Origin of the sequence: Reyranella humidisoli, assembly GCF_019039055.1 — a bacterium.
Taxonomy (GTDB): domain Bacteria; phylum Pseudomonadota; class Alphaproteobacteria; order Reyranellales; family Reyranellaceae; genus Reyranella; species Reyranella humidisoli.
This window is the reverse complement of record NZ_JAHOPB010000001.1, coordinates 3,467,237-3,483,345: the sequence shown is the minus strand read 5'-3', so window position 1 is coordinate 3,483,345 and position 16,109 is coordinate 3,467,237. Positions and strand designations below refer to the sequence as shown.

Below are 16,109 nucleotides of genomic sequence, written 5' to 3'. Positions count from 1 at the left end.
GAAGCGATTGGGCCGACGTCTCCGCCCCGTGTTCCGAAGAACCGGAGACGCCCCCTGTCGTCGAGCATATCACTTCTGGCTTGGGGACCACTGAAAATAGGCCGGCAGTGTGGATAACGCCGGCTGGGCGCTGTCCTTCGGCGACAGCAGGGGCCCGCCCGCGAGTAGCGGCCATGCGATTGCGAGATGGGGATCGTTCCAGGCAATCCCGCGATCATGCTCGGGGCTATAATAGCTTGTGAGCTTGTATTCGAGTTCCGTGTCAGGTTCCAAGGTACAGAAACCATGGGCGAAGCCCTCGGGTATCCAGAACTGCCGCCAGTTCGAAGCGCTCAGTTCGACACCGATGTGACGGCCGTAGGTCGGGGAACCGACCCTGATATCCACAGCCACGTCATAGGCCGCGCCCCGTACCACGCGCACGAGCTTGGCCTGCGCCATCGGCGGTACCTGAAAATGAAGTCCACGCAACGTGCCCGCCGAACGCGACAGGGTGTGATTGTCCTGAACGACGCGAAGTGGGCCGGTATGCTCTTCGAGGCGGCGGGCGCTGAACGTCTCCGAGACGAATCCCCTGTCGTCCCCGTGCCGCGTCGGCGTGAAGAGTATCGGCCCGTCGATATCGAATCTGACAACGTCCACGATGCGTCCGACCTCCCCCTTTTTCAGCGGAACTATAGAGACGCGGGAGGGCAGCAATGAGACCGCCATCCTTGTCTTCCACAAAAAAAGGCGGCCCGTGAGGGCCGCCTCTTCCTTGTCTCGGATTATCCAGCTTACTGGATGACGATCTCGACGCGACGGTTCTGCGGCTCGCGGACGTTCGGGCCGGTCTGAACCAGCAGACCCTGCTCGCCACGGCCAACCACCGCGATCGCGGTCGCCGGCACGCCTTCGCGAACCAGGGCGTCCTTGACGGCGTTCGCACGACGCAGCGACAGCGCCATGTTGTAGGCCGGCGCACCCGACGTGTCGGTGTGACCGGTCGCCGTGATGCGGGCGTTACCCTTGGTCTTGTACGCGCCGGCAGCCTGCTTGATCGTGGTCAGGGCCTGGGCCGACAGGTTCGAGCGATCCCAGTCGAAGAACACCATGAACGACGGCGGCGCGACCGGAGCAGCCTGCGGCGGCGGCGGCGGCGGCGGCGCGTTGAACTTGTAGGTCACGCCCGCCAGCGCCAGGATGTTCTGGTTCTGGAACGTCACATTGCCGATCGGCGTGTTGACGCTGGGGTTCGTCGTGCCGACGTAACGGCCTTCGATCATGAAGCGGAGCTGTTCGCTCACGTTGTAGGCGACGCCCAGCATCGCCTGGTAGGCGAACTGCGTGCTGCCCAGCGACGAGTTGCTGTCGACGAACGCGATACCGGCACCGGCGCCGATATACGGCGTGATGATCGACGTCGGCATGAAGTCATACAGCAGGTTTGCCATCACGGTGAGCTGGCCCACCTTGCCATTGATGGCCGTGCCCGGAATGTTCGCCGAGGTCGGGATCTCACCGTAGCCGGCTTCCAGCTCGAGGCGCGGGCCGACAAAGTCGTAACCGACCTTGCCGCCGGCCGACCAACCGGTCGAGGTCGTCGTGTTCGGATTCGAACCGATGAACCAGGCGGCACCACCGCCAGCACCGATATAGAAGCCTTCCTGAGCGTTGATCGCCTGCGCACCGGCAACATTCGGCAGCAGCATGCCCAGACCGAGCAGAGCCAAACCAGCTTTCTTCATATTTCTCCCCAGAACTAATGGTAAAACGAGAGGGTATTACAATAACCTTACCACAAGCCGGGCGCCGTGCCCGGAGGCAGTTGGCCCCGGGCAACCGCAAAGTCCGGGACTGTTGCCCCGAGGCAACACTTTGCACTCATGGCCGTGATATCCATTCGACGCCACTGCTCCGGCAGGCCTGTTCGAGGTGCGCCAACCATTCGAGATTACCCTGCGCGCCCTCCCCGACGTAACACTCCCGGACACCCAGATCCTGCAAAATGATGGACATTTCCGACGTAGAGGACGCTGGACGGAGGCGTGGCAGGTTGGGATAACCGCCAGCGCCGACCGGGACGAGGCGATACTGGCCCCCATGGGGGGGAAGATCCGGCGTCAGGACGATTTCCAGGATGTCCGTCGGGACCGGAAATGCTCTTATCCCCAGACGGAGGCGCTTCGGGCGCGGATCGCGGCCTATCCTTGCCACGTCGAGCGCCCTCCTGGCGCCGGCAAGAGGATCCCGCCGGATGAACTGTCCCACGGTTTCGGCGTAGCCCGGGTGAAGCCTCTCGATGGTGGCCTGGGCCGTGGCGAGGAGCGCCTCGCGCTCGCTCCCGAATGACGCCCCGCCGCGGTGCCAGACGAAAAGGCCAGTCGCCGCAACATGGCGCCACCCCGCGGCCGTCGCCCGCAGGCAGAAATCGTTCTCCTCGCCATACCCACGGCCGAAGCGCTCGCCGTCGAAAGCACCGATCTGATCGAGGCACGCCCTCCTGACCGCCATGCAGAAGCCGACGCCCGTGGGAATCTCGACGGGCGGCTCGTGGAACCCCGCGCAGAGTTCATCCCATTGCTCCACCTGCGCATCCGGCAAGAGGCGGTTGTCGCACAGCGTGGCCGGGTAGCTGAGAATGGTGGCGGCATTGGAGAGCGGTGTCGCCGTCGCGGTCCTCTCCGTCCGCAGTGCCGCCATCAACCTGTCGAGCCAGCCAGAAAAGACCTTCGTATCGGAATTGAGCAGGACGACATCGCGGTCGGCATGGGCGGCAAAGCCGCGATTGACGGATTCCACGAACCCGACATTCCGCCCGTTCACGAGCAGGGTGATCAGGCCCGCTCGGGCCAGCGCCTCCAGTTCGCGGCGCAGAACCGGATCGGGCGATGCATCGTCCACGATCACCAGTTCGTAGGCCTCCCTCGTCTCGGCCGCGAGCACGCTGTCGATCGCCTGCAAGGCGAGCGCGCGGCTGCCATAGACCGGCATGACAACATCGACCTTTGCCCGCCTGCCGTCCGGCGGACGGTGCGACAGGAGACGCGCGAGCTCCACGGGCGCGGGATCCCGAGGGACCTCGGCCTCCCGCCCTTCTGCCAGGCCGAACCTTAGCCAGTGAGCGAAAGGCTCGTAACCAGCGAGTTCGACATCCGGATTGAGGCGTCGATACCGAGCGGGCGAGAAGCCATCTCGGGGTGAAAAGTCCTGCGAAGAGCCGATCGTCAGGTAATGTATCGTCGCGGCCAGCGGCGATGAGAATGTCTTTGCCGAGGCGCGCCGATAATGATCGGGATCGACCGCCCCGCGGGGAAGACCATGCCGTTCGCAGAAGCGTTCGGTCCATCCCGGCAGAATCGCCGCCGTGGCGGATGCGAGACCGGCATGCGCCAGCGCCTCCAGCAGGATTTCGCTCATTCTCCCGGGCGAGCGCCTGTCTCTCATCGGACGATCCACGCCTCGCGCAGTTGTAGCAGCGCGGCCAGCAGCTGCTCCGGTTGCGTCGACAGTTCGGTCGGCAGGATATGGCCGCGGCCAAGCCGGCGCAGCCGCGCCGCGGGGGCGCCGATGTCGAACACGACGACCGGCAACCCCAGCTCCAAAGCGGATGTCAGAACGAACGACCAGGTTTCCGGCCAGATCGCCGGCAGCAGAACGACATGAGGTGATGCCTGGAAGAGGAGTCTCTCCAGGTCTTCCGAGCGGTAGGGACCGCTCACCGCAACACTTCCCGGAAGGGCCTCCGAGACGGGGCCCAGGACCGATATGTCCAACGGTGCGGCCGCCTTGTTCGCTGTCTCCGCCAGCCCGGCGACGACGCGGACGCCCTTCGCGACGTTCAACGCCCCCAGGGTCACGATACGAAGACGCTCTTCCGGCGCGAGGCGGGGTATCCGTTCCGGCGGGAATTCCGCATCGCTTCCGGGCGCCCACACGGTGATCGGCTTTGCCAGAAAGCGCTGCATCCGCGACGCGAGGTCGTCGCTCGGTGCGATGACGCGGCTTGCTCCCGCCAGAAAGGCCAGATGCTCGTTGCGCCATGACAGCGGATCGAACTCCTGCGCCTCCGCCCCGTACCCGGTCACGCACGAAAGACAGGTTTCGGGAGGCGCGACGTCGCAGAACGCGCCGTGTCCGGTGATGAGATCGACCCGCGGACACACCATGAAGTAATCGTGGAGGATGACCTCATAGGGAACGCCGAGGCCCTTCGCGAGATCAAGCACCCATCCCATCATGTCCGCCGGTCGATCGATGATGTGATTCACCACGAGCTTCGCGACCTTCTCCCGTCGGCCAAACTGGACCAGTTGGGCAAGACCGGTCGCCAGATCGAATGTCCTGTCGTTCACCACGGTCAGGGTCGGCGCGCGCAGTACCGTTCTCGCGCGCAGGACATTGTATCCATCCGCCTCGAGAGTCCGCTCGTAAAGATCGAGGAAATGGCTGCTGCCGCCGCCGCGCCCGTGATGAAACACAAGGACCGCCCCAGCGCCTTCGCGCCACGGCACGCGATCGGCCCGCGCCTCGACTTCGTTCCTCGGCGATTTCCCCGGATCTATATTCCCGAGATGATGGAAAAGCGGGTCCATGCCGGACGGTCGATCGAGGTTCCGCCGCTGGTAGAAGGCCGGGTCGAAGGCAGGCGCCGGGGCACGCTGCGTCCGCCAGCCAAGCAAAGCGTAGTGCAGCAGGGGCGCCCGGGCGACGCGCTGGCGTTGGCGGGGGTCGCTGAACTGGCGAAGGTAGAACTCGCGGTCGAAGCCGCGTTCCAGAACCGCAAGACGAGGCGCAAGAACATGCACCATTGCGGGCCACAGCACCCCGCCGAGCATCTTCCCGAGCACCATCCCTTCGATGAGCACCGCGCCAACCCGCGCGACGGCCACTGCAAGAAATTCTCTCAGCTGGCGTCGTAGCCGGTGGGGTTGCCCGGCCCGAGGTGCATATCGCGAGGGTGAGCGGATGCGCACCGTTCTAGCGATCGAGACTGGTCCGCGGCGCCGCGAGCGACAGCGCCGGATGGAAATAGGGATCGTCGGCCACGAGATCCTTCCAGTCGGACATGAAATTCTGCCTCTCCCACGCGTAGCGTCTCGCATTTCCCGCCTTGCCGCGCGTTGCGGATTCGCGATGTATCAGCACGGAATCGGGAGTGAACACGCTCTTCCATCCGCGCTGTGCCAGACGAAGGCAGAGGTCCACGTCTCCCAGCTCGATCGGATACTTGCTTTCATCGAAGCCGCCCACTGCATCGAATTTGCATTTCTCGACAACGAGGCATGCACCGGTGACCGCGGAGACTTCGTGGGGAACCGAGAGGCGTCCGAGATAGCCTTCGTCGGTGGCGCCAGCACCGACGTCGATATGCGCCGCATATCCGCCCAAACCGAGGACGAGCCCGGCATGTTGAACGCGCCCGGAGCCGTACGTCAGTTTCGGTCCCACCGCGCCGACGTCAGGCTGAACCGCCCATCCGACGAGGCGGGAGAGCCAGTCCGACCGGATCGTTTCGGTATCGTTGTTGAGAAAGACGAGGACGCGCCCTTGCGCAAGCGCGGCTCCCTGATTGCACAGAGACGCGAAGTTGAAGGGCCCCGGCGCACCAAGGACGCGGACACCGGGTCTTTCCCGGGCTCGGTCGAGCAACTCGAGCGCGGCAGGCTGCTCGCTGCCATTGTCGACGATCACCAGCTCGAAGTCGCGGGGCGAGGTTTTCTCCAGACTGGCAAGACATACCGCCAGAAGGTCGGCACGATCGCGCGTCGGGACGATCAGCGTGGCGGTCGCGTGCAGACCTTCCTCCGGGACCCGGGACGAGACCGCAACTCTGTTCGTGCCCCCTTGTGCCTCACCGGCCTTCGTCAGCAAGACCCGCCGGAGGTGGCCTACGGGGCCTCGTGCCCGCAAGAAAAGCCCATCCCATGTCGAGGGTCGCATGAAATCCGCCGACGAGATGACGCCCTGCCCGTCGAGGATGCGGCGCCGGAAGTAGACGGCCCGCCCGACATAGGCCCGGGCGCTGTGGAGGATCGGGCTCCAGTCCGGCTTCAGTTCCGGAGCGAAGTACCGCTCTCCGGCGCCGATCGAATCCTCGTCCGCATAGAAAAGGGACGCGTCGGGGCACGACACGGCGAAACTGGCAAGGGCGGCCATCGCGTGCTCGGGAACGATGTCGCCGGCAAGGATCGGCAAGACGATGTCAGTCGCTTCGAGACCATCCCAGAGTCGTTCAGCATCCTCGGCTGCCCCGATGCACACCCATGGACGCTCGCCGGCCGGCGCCATCGCCTCGCCGACGAGGACGAGCGACCAGTTTCGGTACGATTGGCGCCGGAGTGACGCCAGCGTCGCCGACAGCAGATTTCGACTGTCTCCACCGGGCACATGGACGACGGCGCGGATATGCGGGGCCTCCTCCTCGTTCGCATCACCGGCATCCACTCCGCCGGGGTCGAGCTCTCGCTCGCTGCCGGTGCGCCACTCGTGGTACCGCGACAGTGGCGTTGCATTCAGAACTTCCTCCACCAGGCCGATCGCATCCGACGTCCGGCCCAGCAGCTTCAATCCCCCCGCAGCAACGGCCCTCCAGAAGCTCCGCCTGCCGGCGAGGGTAAGAACTTCGCGAAACGACAAGGCTTCACAGGAGGTCAGCGAGAATCCGGTGATCGGCAATCCGGGCGGCAACACGATCCGGACATGACGGGGCTGACCAGGGACCGGTCCCACCCATTCACCGGTTCCGAACAGCGCAGCCCCCATGGCTGTTTGCATTTCCTCGCTGCCGATGTCGAAGTGAATGACCGGCCGCGCGGCCGACCGGCACAGCGCCATTCGATAACGAAGACGCAGCCAGCAACCTGCCGGCATATCATCCGGCATTTGCACCATTAATTGCACTTTATCTGCAATTTTATCTATGAGAGCATCGTCTGCTCTGAGAGTGGCTCGCCGCTCAATCACCATTGCCTGCCGGAACCGCTTTCGAAGCTGACGCGTTTCTCACCTTTGTGTCGCCCCCCAAATGCGGCCATTCAGTAACGCCCTTCGTATTCATTATACCAAGCTTAACGAACGTCCGAATGGATGCCGATCCTGAACGGCACGGTCGACGCAAGAACAACACAATCACTGCTTAATCGCGGCTTGGTGGTTTGATGTTGCACATGAAAATGGCTAAGGCATCACCGTGGGGACTGGGGATTTTGGAATGATTTGCGGACGGTCGAAGACAACGGCGGGATACGCCGGCAAGCAGGCCGCAAAATGACACGCCGGGATGAAGTTGCCATCGTCGGCTATGCCTGCCGTTTGCCCGGCGCGCGCAACAGCGACGAGTTCTGGAAACTGCTGCGCACTAACCGCTGCAGCGTCAGCCAAATCACGCCCGATCGCTTTCCCGCGCAGGCCTACTATCATCCCTCCCCCGACCAGATAGGCCGCAGCTACTCTTTTGCCGCTGGCGTCATTGACGATGTCTGGGGTTTCGACGCAACAGCCTTTGGCATGAGTCCGCGCGAAGCGGAGCAGGTCGATCCGCAGCATCGTCACCTGCTCGAAGTCGCGCACGACGCCATCGCCCATGCCGGCATTCGCCACTCGACGCTGGCCGGCCGTCCCATCGGCGTCTATGTCGGCGCCTCTTCGGTCGATCACGCCGCGCACTTCTTCGCCGATCCGTCGGCCGCCGGCATGCACATGATGACGGGCAACTCGCTTAGCATCATGGCCAACCGCATCTCCTATACTTTCGATCTGCGCGGACCGAGCCTGGCAATCGATACGGCCTGCTCCTCGTCGATGGTCGCTCTCGACATGGCCGCAGAGGCGATCCGCAACGGATCGATCGACACCGCCATCGTGGGCGGCGTCAATCTGCTGCTCTCTCCGTTTTCCTATGTCGGCTTCTCGCGGGCCTCGATGCTGTCGCCGACCGGGCTTTGCCGTCCGTTCGACGCCTCGGCCGATGGGTACGTTCGCGCCGAGGGCGCTATCGTCGTCGTGCTCCGCTCGATGTCCTCGGCACTGAAGGCCCGTAGCCGGGTCCATGCCGTGATCGTGGGTTCAGGCGTGAACCAGGATGGCCGCACCACCGGCATGTCCCTGCCGTCCGCCGACTCGCAGCGACGGCTGCTCGACCAGGTCTACGGCGACTTCGGCGTCGATCCCGCCGATCTCAGCTTCGTCGAGGCACACGGCACCGGCACACGGGTCGGCGATCCGATCGAGGCCGATGCCCTGGGCAAGGGCCTTGGCCAGAAGCGGACGCAACCTCTCCCCATCGGTTCGGTCAAATCCAATGTCGGACATCTCGAACCGGTTTCGGGTCTGGCCGGCCTGCTGAAGTCCGTCATCGCGCTCGACCGCGGCATGGTTCCGGCAACGCTGCACCAGCGAGCACCGAATCCCGATATCCCGTTCGACGAGCTCAACCTGGAGGTCATCGGCCAGAACCGTCGCCTGCCCGATCAGCGCGGGCCCGAACTGGTCGGCGTCAATTCCTTCGGATTCGGCGGCACAAACTCGCACGTCATCCTGCGCAGCGACCGGACGATCGCCCATCTCGTACAGGTCAACAACACCGCCACGCCGCCGCCCCTGCTGCTGACGGCCCACAGCGGCGAGGCCCTGACGGCCCTCGCCGCCGACTATGTCGAGAAGTGGCCCACTGCCGCGCGCGACGCCACCTCCTTCATCTCGGCCAGCGCCTACCTTCGCGATGCGCTCCCGCACCGTCTCGTCGCTCGCGGCAGGACGACCGACGAAATCCGTCACCACCTCGCCTCTTTCGCCAAGGGCGAGACCACGGACTCGGTGCTGACCGGCCAGGCCCTGGCCAGCGACCAGCCTCTCACCTTCCTGTTCTCCGGAAACGGCTCGCAGTGGGCCGGCATGGGACGGGACGCCTGGGAAACGAATCCGGTTTTCCAGAACGCTCTCCGGGATATCGACGGGCGCTTCTCCAAGGTTCAGGACTGGTCGATCGTCGATGTCCTGTTCGCCGACGACCTGGCTCCCCGGTTGCGCCGGGCAACCTATTCGCAGCCCCTGCTGCTCGCCCTGCAGGTCGCCACCGTTCGCGCCCTCGAAGAGCGCGGCGTCGTCGCCGCAGCCACTCTTGGGCACAGCGTCGGCGAGATCGCCGCGGCCTGGTGCGCCGGTGCCCTGAGCCTCGACCAGGCCATCGATGTCGTCATCGCCCGCAGCCGTCATCAGGAAGTCGTGCGCGGCAGCGGCGGCATGGCGGCACTGATGTTGAGCGACCGCGAGGCCCGCCGCTTCCTCAAGACCGCGGGCGCGCCCGGCGTCGAGATCGCTGCGGTCAACAGCTGGCGAAGCGTCACCGTGTCGGGAAGCATCGCCGACATCGATCGCGTGCTGCAGGCGGCGGCCGACATGCGGATCAGCGCCCGGCGCCTCGATCTCGACTATCCATTCCACAGCGCCTTGATCGATCCCGTGCGAGCGCCGCTGCTGCGCGAGCTGCAGGGGCTGCGGCCGCTGCCGGTTCACAAGCGCTTCATTTCTTCGGTGACCGGCGCCGTCGCGACCCCCGAGATGCTCGGTGCCGAGCACTGGTGGCGCAACGTCCGAGAGCCGGTGCAGTTCGAGCCCGCCCTGAACGTCCTCCTCAACGACGGAATGCGCGTATTCGTGGAGGTTGGACCGCGTCCCATCCTGACCAGCTTCGTGCGCGATGTGCTGCGCGAGTCCGGCACACGCGGGGTCGTCGTCGAGACGATGAGCGAGGTCGACGGTCAGAAGGCCTCCGATCCGATCGAGCGCGCGGCGTCCAGGATTGCGCTGGCCGGCGGCAAGGTCGAAATGCAGCGCTTCTTCGGTCCTGCGCCCGCCACGGCCGTGGCCCTGCCGCTCTATCCCTGGCAACACACGCACTTCAAGCTTCATCCGACCGAAGAATCCGCCACCCCGCTGCTTGCGGAGGCGCATACCCATCGCCTCCTGGGAGCGCGTCCGCGACTGGACAGCTCGGAGTGGTTCTCGACGGTCGATCCTGACCTCTTCCCCTGGATATCCGATCACAAGGTCGGGAATGTTCCCGTGCTTCCTGCGACGGCCTACGTCGAGACGATGCTGGCCGCGGCGCGGCAGATCCATCCTGAGGGAGCCCTCGAACTCCGCGATCTCGACATTCTCCGCCCGCTCGTTTTCGACGGCAAGACCTCCTTCGAGACGTCTTTGCGCTTCGCGCATGAGACGGGGATCGTCGAGTTGCTCTCGCGGCAACGCGGTGGCGGCGCAGGCTGGACGCTCAACGCACGTGGCATCGTCGGGCGATCCCCGATCGCCGGCAAGGCAACGGTCGTTCCGGAAGCGCCGGATCACGCGATCGTCGTCCCCAGGAACAGCGTCTATGCCTGGGCGCACGATCTCGGCTTCGACTACGGCCCCACGTTCCAGCGGACCCGTCAGGTGGTCTTTCCGGAACCGAAATTGGCAATTGCCACGCTCGACCGCCCCGAAGAACTGGTGAGCGGCACGAAGATCATCGACATAACGGCCCTCGATGCCGCGTTCCACGCGCTGTTCGCCTCCGAGGAGGCCGGCGTTGCGGACATGCCGATGAAGCGCATGCTGCCCGTCCGCTTCGGCAGCGTCCGCGTGTTCGAGACCGGCATCATCGCCACGCGCGTGACCGCCCGGACGCTGCGGCAGTCCCTCAGCTCCATGGTGGTCGACATCGATCTCTGGGACGAGCACGGCAAGATCGTCGTGTCGGCGCAGAACGTCCGGCTGGTCGAAGCGCCGGCGGAACTGGCCGTCGACCCGAAGTCTCTCAGCTACCGCACCGCGGCCTGGAAACTCGACCGTCCGGGTCTGCCGTCGACACTTTCCCCCGGCAACGTGGATCTCGAGCGCCCCGCCGGCACGGCCGCCGCCCTCTCGGAAGCCCTTCTTCTGCTGGAAGCCGGAACCTTGCGGGCAAGCTGGTCCGCTCTCGTGGGCGACAATCCGTCCGACCACGGGAATGAGCCGGCTTCCGACGATGGCTCTCCCTGGTCGAGCTACCTGCGGTCGGCCCTGCTCTGGCATCTCGAAGCCAAGAACCTCGCTGTCGAACGCGACGGCGTACGCACGCTCTCGCCTATCTGCGACCTTCCCGAGATCGCCTCCATTGCGAGCACGCTCCTGTTGCGTCATCCGACCATGGCGGCCGAAGCCGCCAGTGTCTCGCGGCTCGAGAGCATCATCGGTCGCCTCAGCAAGGGCGATCCGAGCGCGGTCAGCGAACTCGCCTCGCCCCATTGGCGCAATCTGGGTGTCGCGTCGAACCAGATTGGCTGGCTCCGCGATGCCGTGACGGCGAACGTGTTCGCTGCCGTGTCGGGCCATGACGGCAGCCGGCTGCTGCGGATGTTGATGGTGGGTGCCGACCATTCCTCCACAGCGGTCGATCTCAGCGCAAGACTTCCGAACGTCGAGATCATCCTCACCGACCTCGACGACGATCGCCTCGAGCAGGCAAAGGCCAGCATCGGCGACGAAGCACCGCTCGTGCGCTGCATGACGTGGTCGCAGCTCGAGACACTCGCGCCGGCCTCACTGGATCTCGCCTTCGCGATCGACGTACTGAGCGAGATCGCCGCCACGCGCGACGACGGCCTGACGGTCGTCACGCGGCTGTTGCGACCGCAGGCGCCGCTCATCGCCGGCGAACTCGCGCCCGGCATCTTCTGGGACATCGTTCGCGGAAGCCGCCGCCGCTGGTGGACCCGCTCGGCCAACACCGAGTTTCCGGTCGGTGCCCTTTTGACCGACCAGGAATGGATCGACGAACTCGAGACCGCCGGATTCAACGGAGTCTCGGTGTCACCCGTTCAGGGCGAGGCAAGCATCGGCGTGATCGTTCGCGGCCGCTCGGGTGGCAGCGCGGGCCGCAATCCCACATCATCCTCCGAACCGGTCGTATTCGGCTGGCAGGGCGAGGCCGCAGACGACCTCCGTGTTGCGACCGGCCCGGGCAATACCCCGAGGCCGGATCAGCCGGCTCCCACCGACTTCGTCCTGGCGATCCCGGCTTCCGACGGCAGCGATGATCCGGTCGCGGCCCTTGGCGGTCATCTCGACGATATCGCAGAACTGTGCCGGCGCCTGGCGGATGCCCCTGCCCGGCTCTGGATCGTCGTCGATTTCGGCACGGAAGAGTCCGTCCCCCTCGAACAGCCGCTCTGGTGCGCCCTCATTGCCGCGACCCGCGTCGCCCGCAACGAGTATCCGGGTCTGCATATCCGTTGCCTCGGACTCTCGGGCCAGCCGCGGCGGCGCGTCGTCGAACAGGCAGCGGACGAAATGCTCGCCCCCGGCGAAGAACGTGAGGTGTTCTTTGCCGGCGAGCGCAGGATCGTCTTCCGGGTCGAGCGCGGCGCCACGCCTTCCCGCCCGCCCGAGCCGCTTCCCGACAATGTCGCCCTGCGCCTCGCGACCCGCCAGGGCGCAGGCCGTGGCGTGCTGGGCTGGGTGCCCGAGCCGCGCAAGGCGCCCGGGGCCGGCGAGGTCGAAATCGAGGTCGCGACGACGGGCCTCAACTTCCGCGACGTGATGTGGAATCTGCGTCTGCTTCCGGAAGAAGCGCTGGAAGACGGCTACGCCGGTCCCGGCCTCGGCATGGAGTGTGCCGGCACGGTGGTGACCGTCGGACCCGACGTGAAGGACCTCGCGGTGGGCGACCGGGTGCTGGCTTTCGTGCCGGGCGCCTTTGCCAGCCACGTCATCGCGCGCACCTTCGCGGTGAGCAAGCTGCCGGGCCAGCTCTCCCTCGAGGACGCCACGACCCTGCCCGTCGCGTTCCTGACGGCCTACTATTCGCTCGTGCATCTCGCCCGGCTGGAAGCCGGCGAGACCGTGCTGATCCATGGCGGCGCCGGTGCGGTCGGCTTGGCCGCCCTGCAGGTCGCCAAGCGTCGTGGCGCGATCATCATTGCGACGGCCGGCAGCGGCGAGAAGCGCGCGCTTCTCCGCAATCTCGGCGCGGACTTCGTCTGCAACTCGCGAACCCTGGCCTTCGCTGAAGAAGTGATGAGCTTCACCGGCGGAAAGGGTGTCGATGTCGTGCTGAACTCGCTGGCAGGCGAGGCGATGATCCGTTCGATGGACTGCCTGAAGCCGTTCGGCCGCTTCATCGAGCTGGGCAAGCGCGACTTCTACGCCAATACCCATCTCGGCCTGCGGCCACTCCGCCGCAACCTGAGCTACTTCGGTGTCGACGTCGACCAGCTCATCGGCACTCACAAAGACCTCTCGCAGCAGCTGTTCGCGGACGTCGTCGCGCTGTTCGAGCAGGGCGACTTCTCTCCGCTACCGCATCGCATCTTCGACGGAGCGCATATCGCCGACGCGTTCCGGTTGATGCAGCGTGCCGGCCATATCGGGAAGATCATCGTGTCGCCTTCACGCCAGGCCAGTAGCGCCGACGTGCCAGTCAATACCTTCCCGGTGGATGCGGAGGGCTGGCATGTCGTCGTCGGCGGCACCAGCGGCTTCGGTCTGGCGACCGCGGAATGGCTGGCTGATCGCAATGCCCGTCACCTCGCACTGATCAGCCGCTCCGGACATCTCTCCGAGGCCGTTGCCGAACAGGTCAAGGCGCTGCGCGGCAAGGGCGTGACGGTTGAGGTCGCGGCGGTCGACGTCACCGACGCCGTAGCCCTGAAGCGCTTCATCGATCAACTCGGTCGCGGGCGCCCCATCAAGGGTATCGTCCATGCCGCCATGGTGCTCGACGACCGCCTGATCCAGGGTACCGACCGGGAGTCGATCGAAACCGTGCTGCGCCCGAAGGCGAGCGGCGCGCTGAACCTGGAGCGTTTGGCCGGTGGTCTCAAGCTCGACTACATGCTGCTTTTTTCCTCCGCCACCACGCTGTTCGGCAACCCGGGACAGTTCAACTACGTCGCCGGCAATGCCTATGTGGAGGGCGTTGCGCGCCGCCTTCGCGTCCGCGGGCTGCCCGCGCTCGCCGTTGCCTGGGGCGCGATCGAGGATGCCGGCTATCTCGCCCGGCATATCGAAGCCAACGCAAGCCTGAAGCGGCGCTTCGCCTCCACCCTCATGCCAGCCCGCATGGCGCTCAACGGGCTGGATTGGGCGTTTGACGCGCAGGGACGACAGATCGCCGATGCTTGCGCGATCGCTCGCGTCGACTGGGCCATGGCCAAGCGTGAACTGGCGGCCGTCCGTGCCCCCACATTCAACGCAATCGACACCGGAAGCGCCTCCCGGCAGTCCGGCCAGGCCGCCGTAACCCTCGAACGCCTGCGCGCAATGCCGGCGGAGGAGGCGACCGCCGCACTGCTCGACATCGTCGTCGACGAGATCGCCCGCGTGCTTCGCCTCCCGCCCAAGGAGATCGATCGTCACCGGCCACTTGCCGATATCGGCATGGACTCGCTGATGATGCTGGAACTGCGCACGACCGTCGAAGCGTCGCTGCAGATCGAGTTGCCGATGATGTCGCTCGCGAGCGGTATCACGCCGGCCGACGTCGCGCGCCGCGTCACACCGCTGGTGACGGGCGAAACAGTGCGCGATGCCGTGCCCGGTACGATTGCGGCGTTGTCCGCCAGCCATCTTGCCGAGGAAGCCGAGGCCGCGTCCCCCTCCGAGCAGCAGGCGGCCGTCAGCGCCGTTCTGCAGAGGGTCAAGCAGATAGACGCCTCCTCATGAACCTGCCGCGATCGAACGCCGCACAGGAAACCGTCGATCGCGTACGGCATGCATTGGGCCAGTCCGCAGCCACCCCCGCTCGCCCTCACGCCAAGGCCGATGGCGACCGGAAGGAGTTCGATTTCTCGAGCCTGCCCGAATACGAGATTCTGAAGATCTGGAGGGCGGTCGGCGACCTCACCAACATCGGCAACCCGTTCTACCGCCTGCACGATGGCCGCGCGTCGAGCACGACGTCGATCGGAGGGCGCACGATCGTCAACTTCTCGTCATACGATTACCTCGGGCTGAACGGCCATCCTGCCGTCGCGGCCGCGGCAAAAGCCGCGATCGACCGTTACGGGACGTCCGTATCCGCCAGCCGCCTGTCGTCGGGCGAACGGCAGGTGCACCGCGACCTCGAGGCCGCGCTGGCACGCCTAAGCGGCACCGACGATGCAATCGCCTTCGTGAGCGGACATGCCACGAACGTGTCGGTAATCGGCGGGCTGCTGGGCCCCGAAGACCTCATCGTCGCCGACGCGGTCATCCACAACAGCATCGCCGAGGGCGCCAAGCTTTCCGGCGCGAAGCGCATCCTTTGCCCGCACGGCGACCTCGATGCATTCGAGCGGGCGCTGCGCCTCAATCGCGCGCGATATCGGCGCGCGCTGATCGTGGTGGAAGGCCTGTACGGTATGGATGGCGACATTCCCGACCTCGCCGGCCTGATCAAGCTGAAGCGGCGCTACAATGCCTGGCTGATGGTCGACGAGGCGCACGCCACGGGCGCGCTCGGTGCGACGGGCCGCGGCATCGCCGAAGAGCAGGGAATCGACCCGACGGAAGTCGATATCTGGATGGGCACGCTCAGCAAGACGCTGGCCGCGGCCGGCGGATACATCGCCGGCAGCCGGGCGCTCATCGACCTGCTCCGCTACACGTCGCCGGGCTTCGTCTTCAGCGTCGGTCTGGCGCCTCCGGTCGCTGCAGCGGCCACGGCAGCGATCGAGGTAATGGAGCGCGAGCCGGAGCGCGCGACGGCACTGCGCCGTAACGGACGGGCGCTGCTGGCAAGGGCCAAGGCGCGCGGTCTCGACACCGGTCTCAGCATCGGCTCATCCGTCGTGCCGGTCATTGTCGGCAATTCCGGCCAGACCGTCATGCTGTCCGAACGGCTGATGCAGCGAGGCTTCAACGTCGTCCCGGCCGTTTTCCCCGGCGTGGCGGAGAATCAGGCGCGGCTCCGCTTCTTCATCACGTCGGAACACAGCCAGGATCAGATCGACCAGGTGATCGACACCGTGGCCGAAGAGCTGCCAGATATCCGCAGAAACGCCTCCATCGTAGGCGCCATCGTCGGCCGCTGACCTGCGCCGGTGATGCCGAAGGCTTCGGCCTGACCGAGGTCAGCTGCCTGTTCCTCGCACTGAACGTCGCATTCCGGGTGAAGCCCCCGGTCC

At 65.8% G+C, this 16,109-nt stretch carries 7 protein-coding genes; 2 read left to right on the top strand and 5 right to left on the bottom strand.

Features of this window, described 5'->3' with window-relative positions; translation table 11 throughout:
• Positions 1-69: 69 nt before the first annotated feature.
• The 5 genes from rfbC to KQ910_RS16865 all read right to left on the bottom strand — a co-directional run bounded on the left by rfbC (position 70) and on the right by KQ910_RS16865 (position 6,864).
• The gene (rfbC, locus tag KQ910_RS16885) at positions 70-711 is read right to left on the bottom strand and encodes a dTDP-4-dehydrorhamnose 3,5-epimerase (protein WP_216962707.1); all 642 of its coding nucleotides are present in this window, start codon (positions 709-711) and stop codon (positions 70-72) included.
• A 65-nt stretch (positions 712-776) separates the two neighbouring features.
• Complete coding sequence (locus KQ910_RS16880) at positions 777-1,727, bottom strand: OmpA family protein (protein WP_216962705.1); 951 nt, start codon at positions 1,725-1,727, stop codon at positions 777-779.
• Positions 1,728-1,863: 136 nt separating this feature from the next.
• Complete coding sequence (locus tag KQ910_RS16875; protein WP_216962702.1) at positions 1,864-3,399, bottom strand: glycosyltransferase family 2 protein; 1,536 nt, start codon at positions 3,397-3,399, stop codon at positions 1,864-1,866.
• 23 nt (positions 3,400-3,422) lie between these two features.
• On the bottom strand, positions 3,423-4,871 hold the full coding sequence (locus tag KQ910_RS16870; RefSeq protein ID WP_216962700.1) for a glycosyltransferase family protein: 1,449 nt from the start codon (positions 4,869-4,871) through the stop codon (positions 3,423-3,425).
• A gap of 88 nt (positions 4,872-4,959) precedes the next feature.
• Positions 4,960-6,864 (bottom strand): glycosyltransferase family 2 protein, encoded by a 1,905-nt coding sequence (locus tag KQ910_RS16865; protein ID WP_216962697.1) that lies wholly within the window; start codon positions 6,862-6,864, stop codon positions 4,960-4,962.
• Positions 6,865-7,248: 384 nt separating this feature from the next.
• Here KQ910_RS16865 and KQ910_RS16860 point away from each other — a divergent pair, with 384 nt between their 5' ends.
• Complete coding sequence (locus tag KQ910_RS16860) at positions 7,249-14,667, top strand: type I polyketide synthase (protein WP_216962694.1); 7,419 nt, start codon at positions 7,249-7,251, stop codon at positions 14,665-14,667.
• Positions 14,664-16,016 carry an aminotransferase class I/II-fold pyridoxal phosphate-dependent enzyme gene (locus KQ910_RS16855; RefSeq protein WP_216962691.1) on the top strand — a complete coding sequence of 451 codons (1,353 nt, stop codon included), beginning with the start codon at positions 14,664-14,666 and terminating at the stop codon, positions 16,014-16,016. Before KQ910_RS16860 ends, KQ910_RS16855 begins: the two co-directional genes overlap by 4 nt.
• The last annotated feature ends 93 nt before the right edge of the window (positions 16,017-16,109 follow it).

What these genes read in the sequence shown, in the direction of transcription:
- rfbC (WP_216962707.1), bottom strand. Translation starts at nt 711, where the DNA reads ATGGCGGTCTCATTGCTGCCCTCCCGCGTCTCTATAGTTCCGCTGAAA.
- KQ910_RS16880 (WP_216962705.1), bottom strand. Translation starts at nt 1,727, where the DNA reads ATGAAGAAAGCTGGTTTGGCTCTGCTCGGTCTGGGCATGCTGCTGCCG.
- KQ910_RS16875 (WP_216962702.1), bottom strand. Translation starts at nt 3,399, where the DNA reads ATGAGCGAAATCCTGCTGGAGGCGCTGGCGCATGCCGGTCTCGCATCC.
- KQ910_RS16865 (WP_216962697.1), bottom strand. Translation starts at nt 6,864, where the DNA reads ATGCCGGATGATATGCCGGCAGGTTGCTGGCTGCGTCTTCGTTATCGA.
- KQ910_RS16860 (WP_216962694.1), top strand. Translation starts at nt 7,249, where the DNA reads ATGACACGCCGGGATGAAGTTGCCATCGTCGGCTATGCCTGCCGTTTG.
- KQ910_RS16855 (WP_216962691.1), top strand. Translation starts at nt 14,664, where the DNA reads ATGAACCTGCCGCGATCGAACGCCGCACAGGAAACCGTCGATCGCGTA.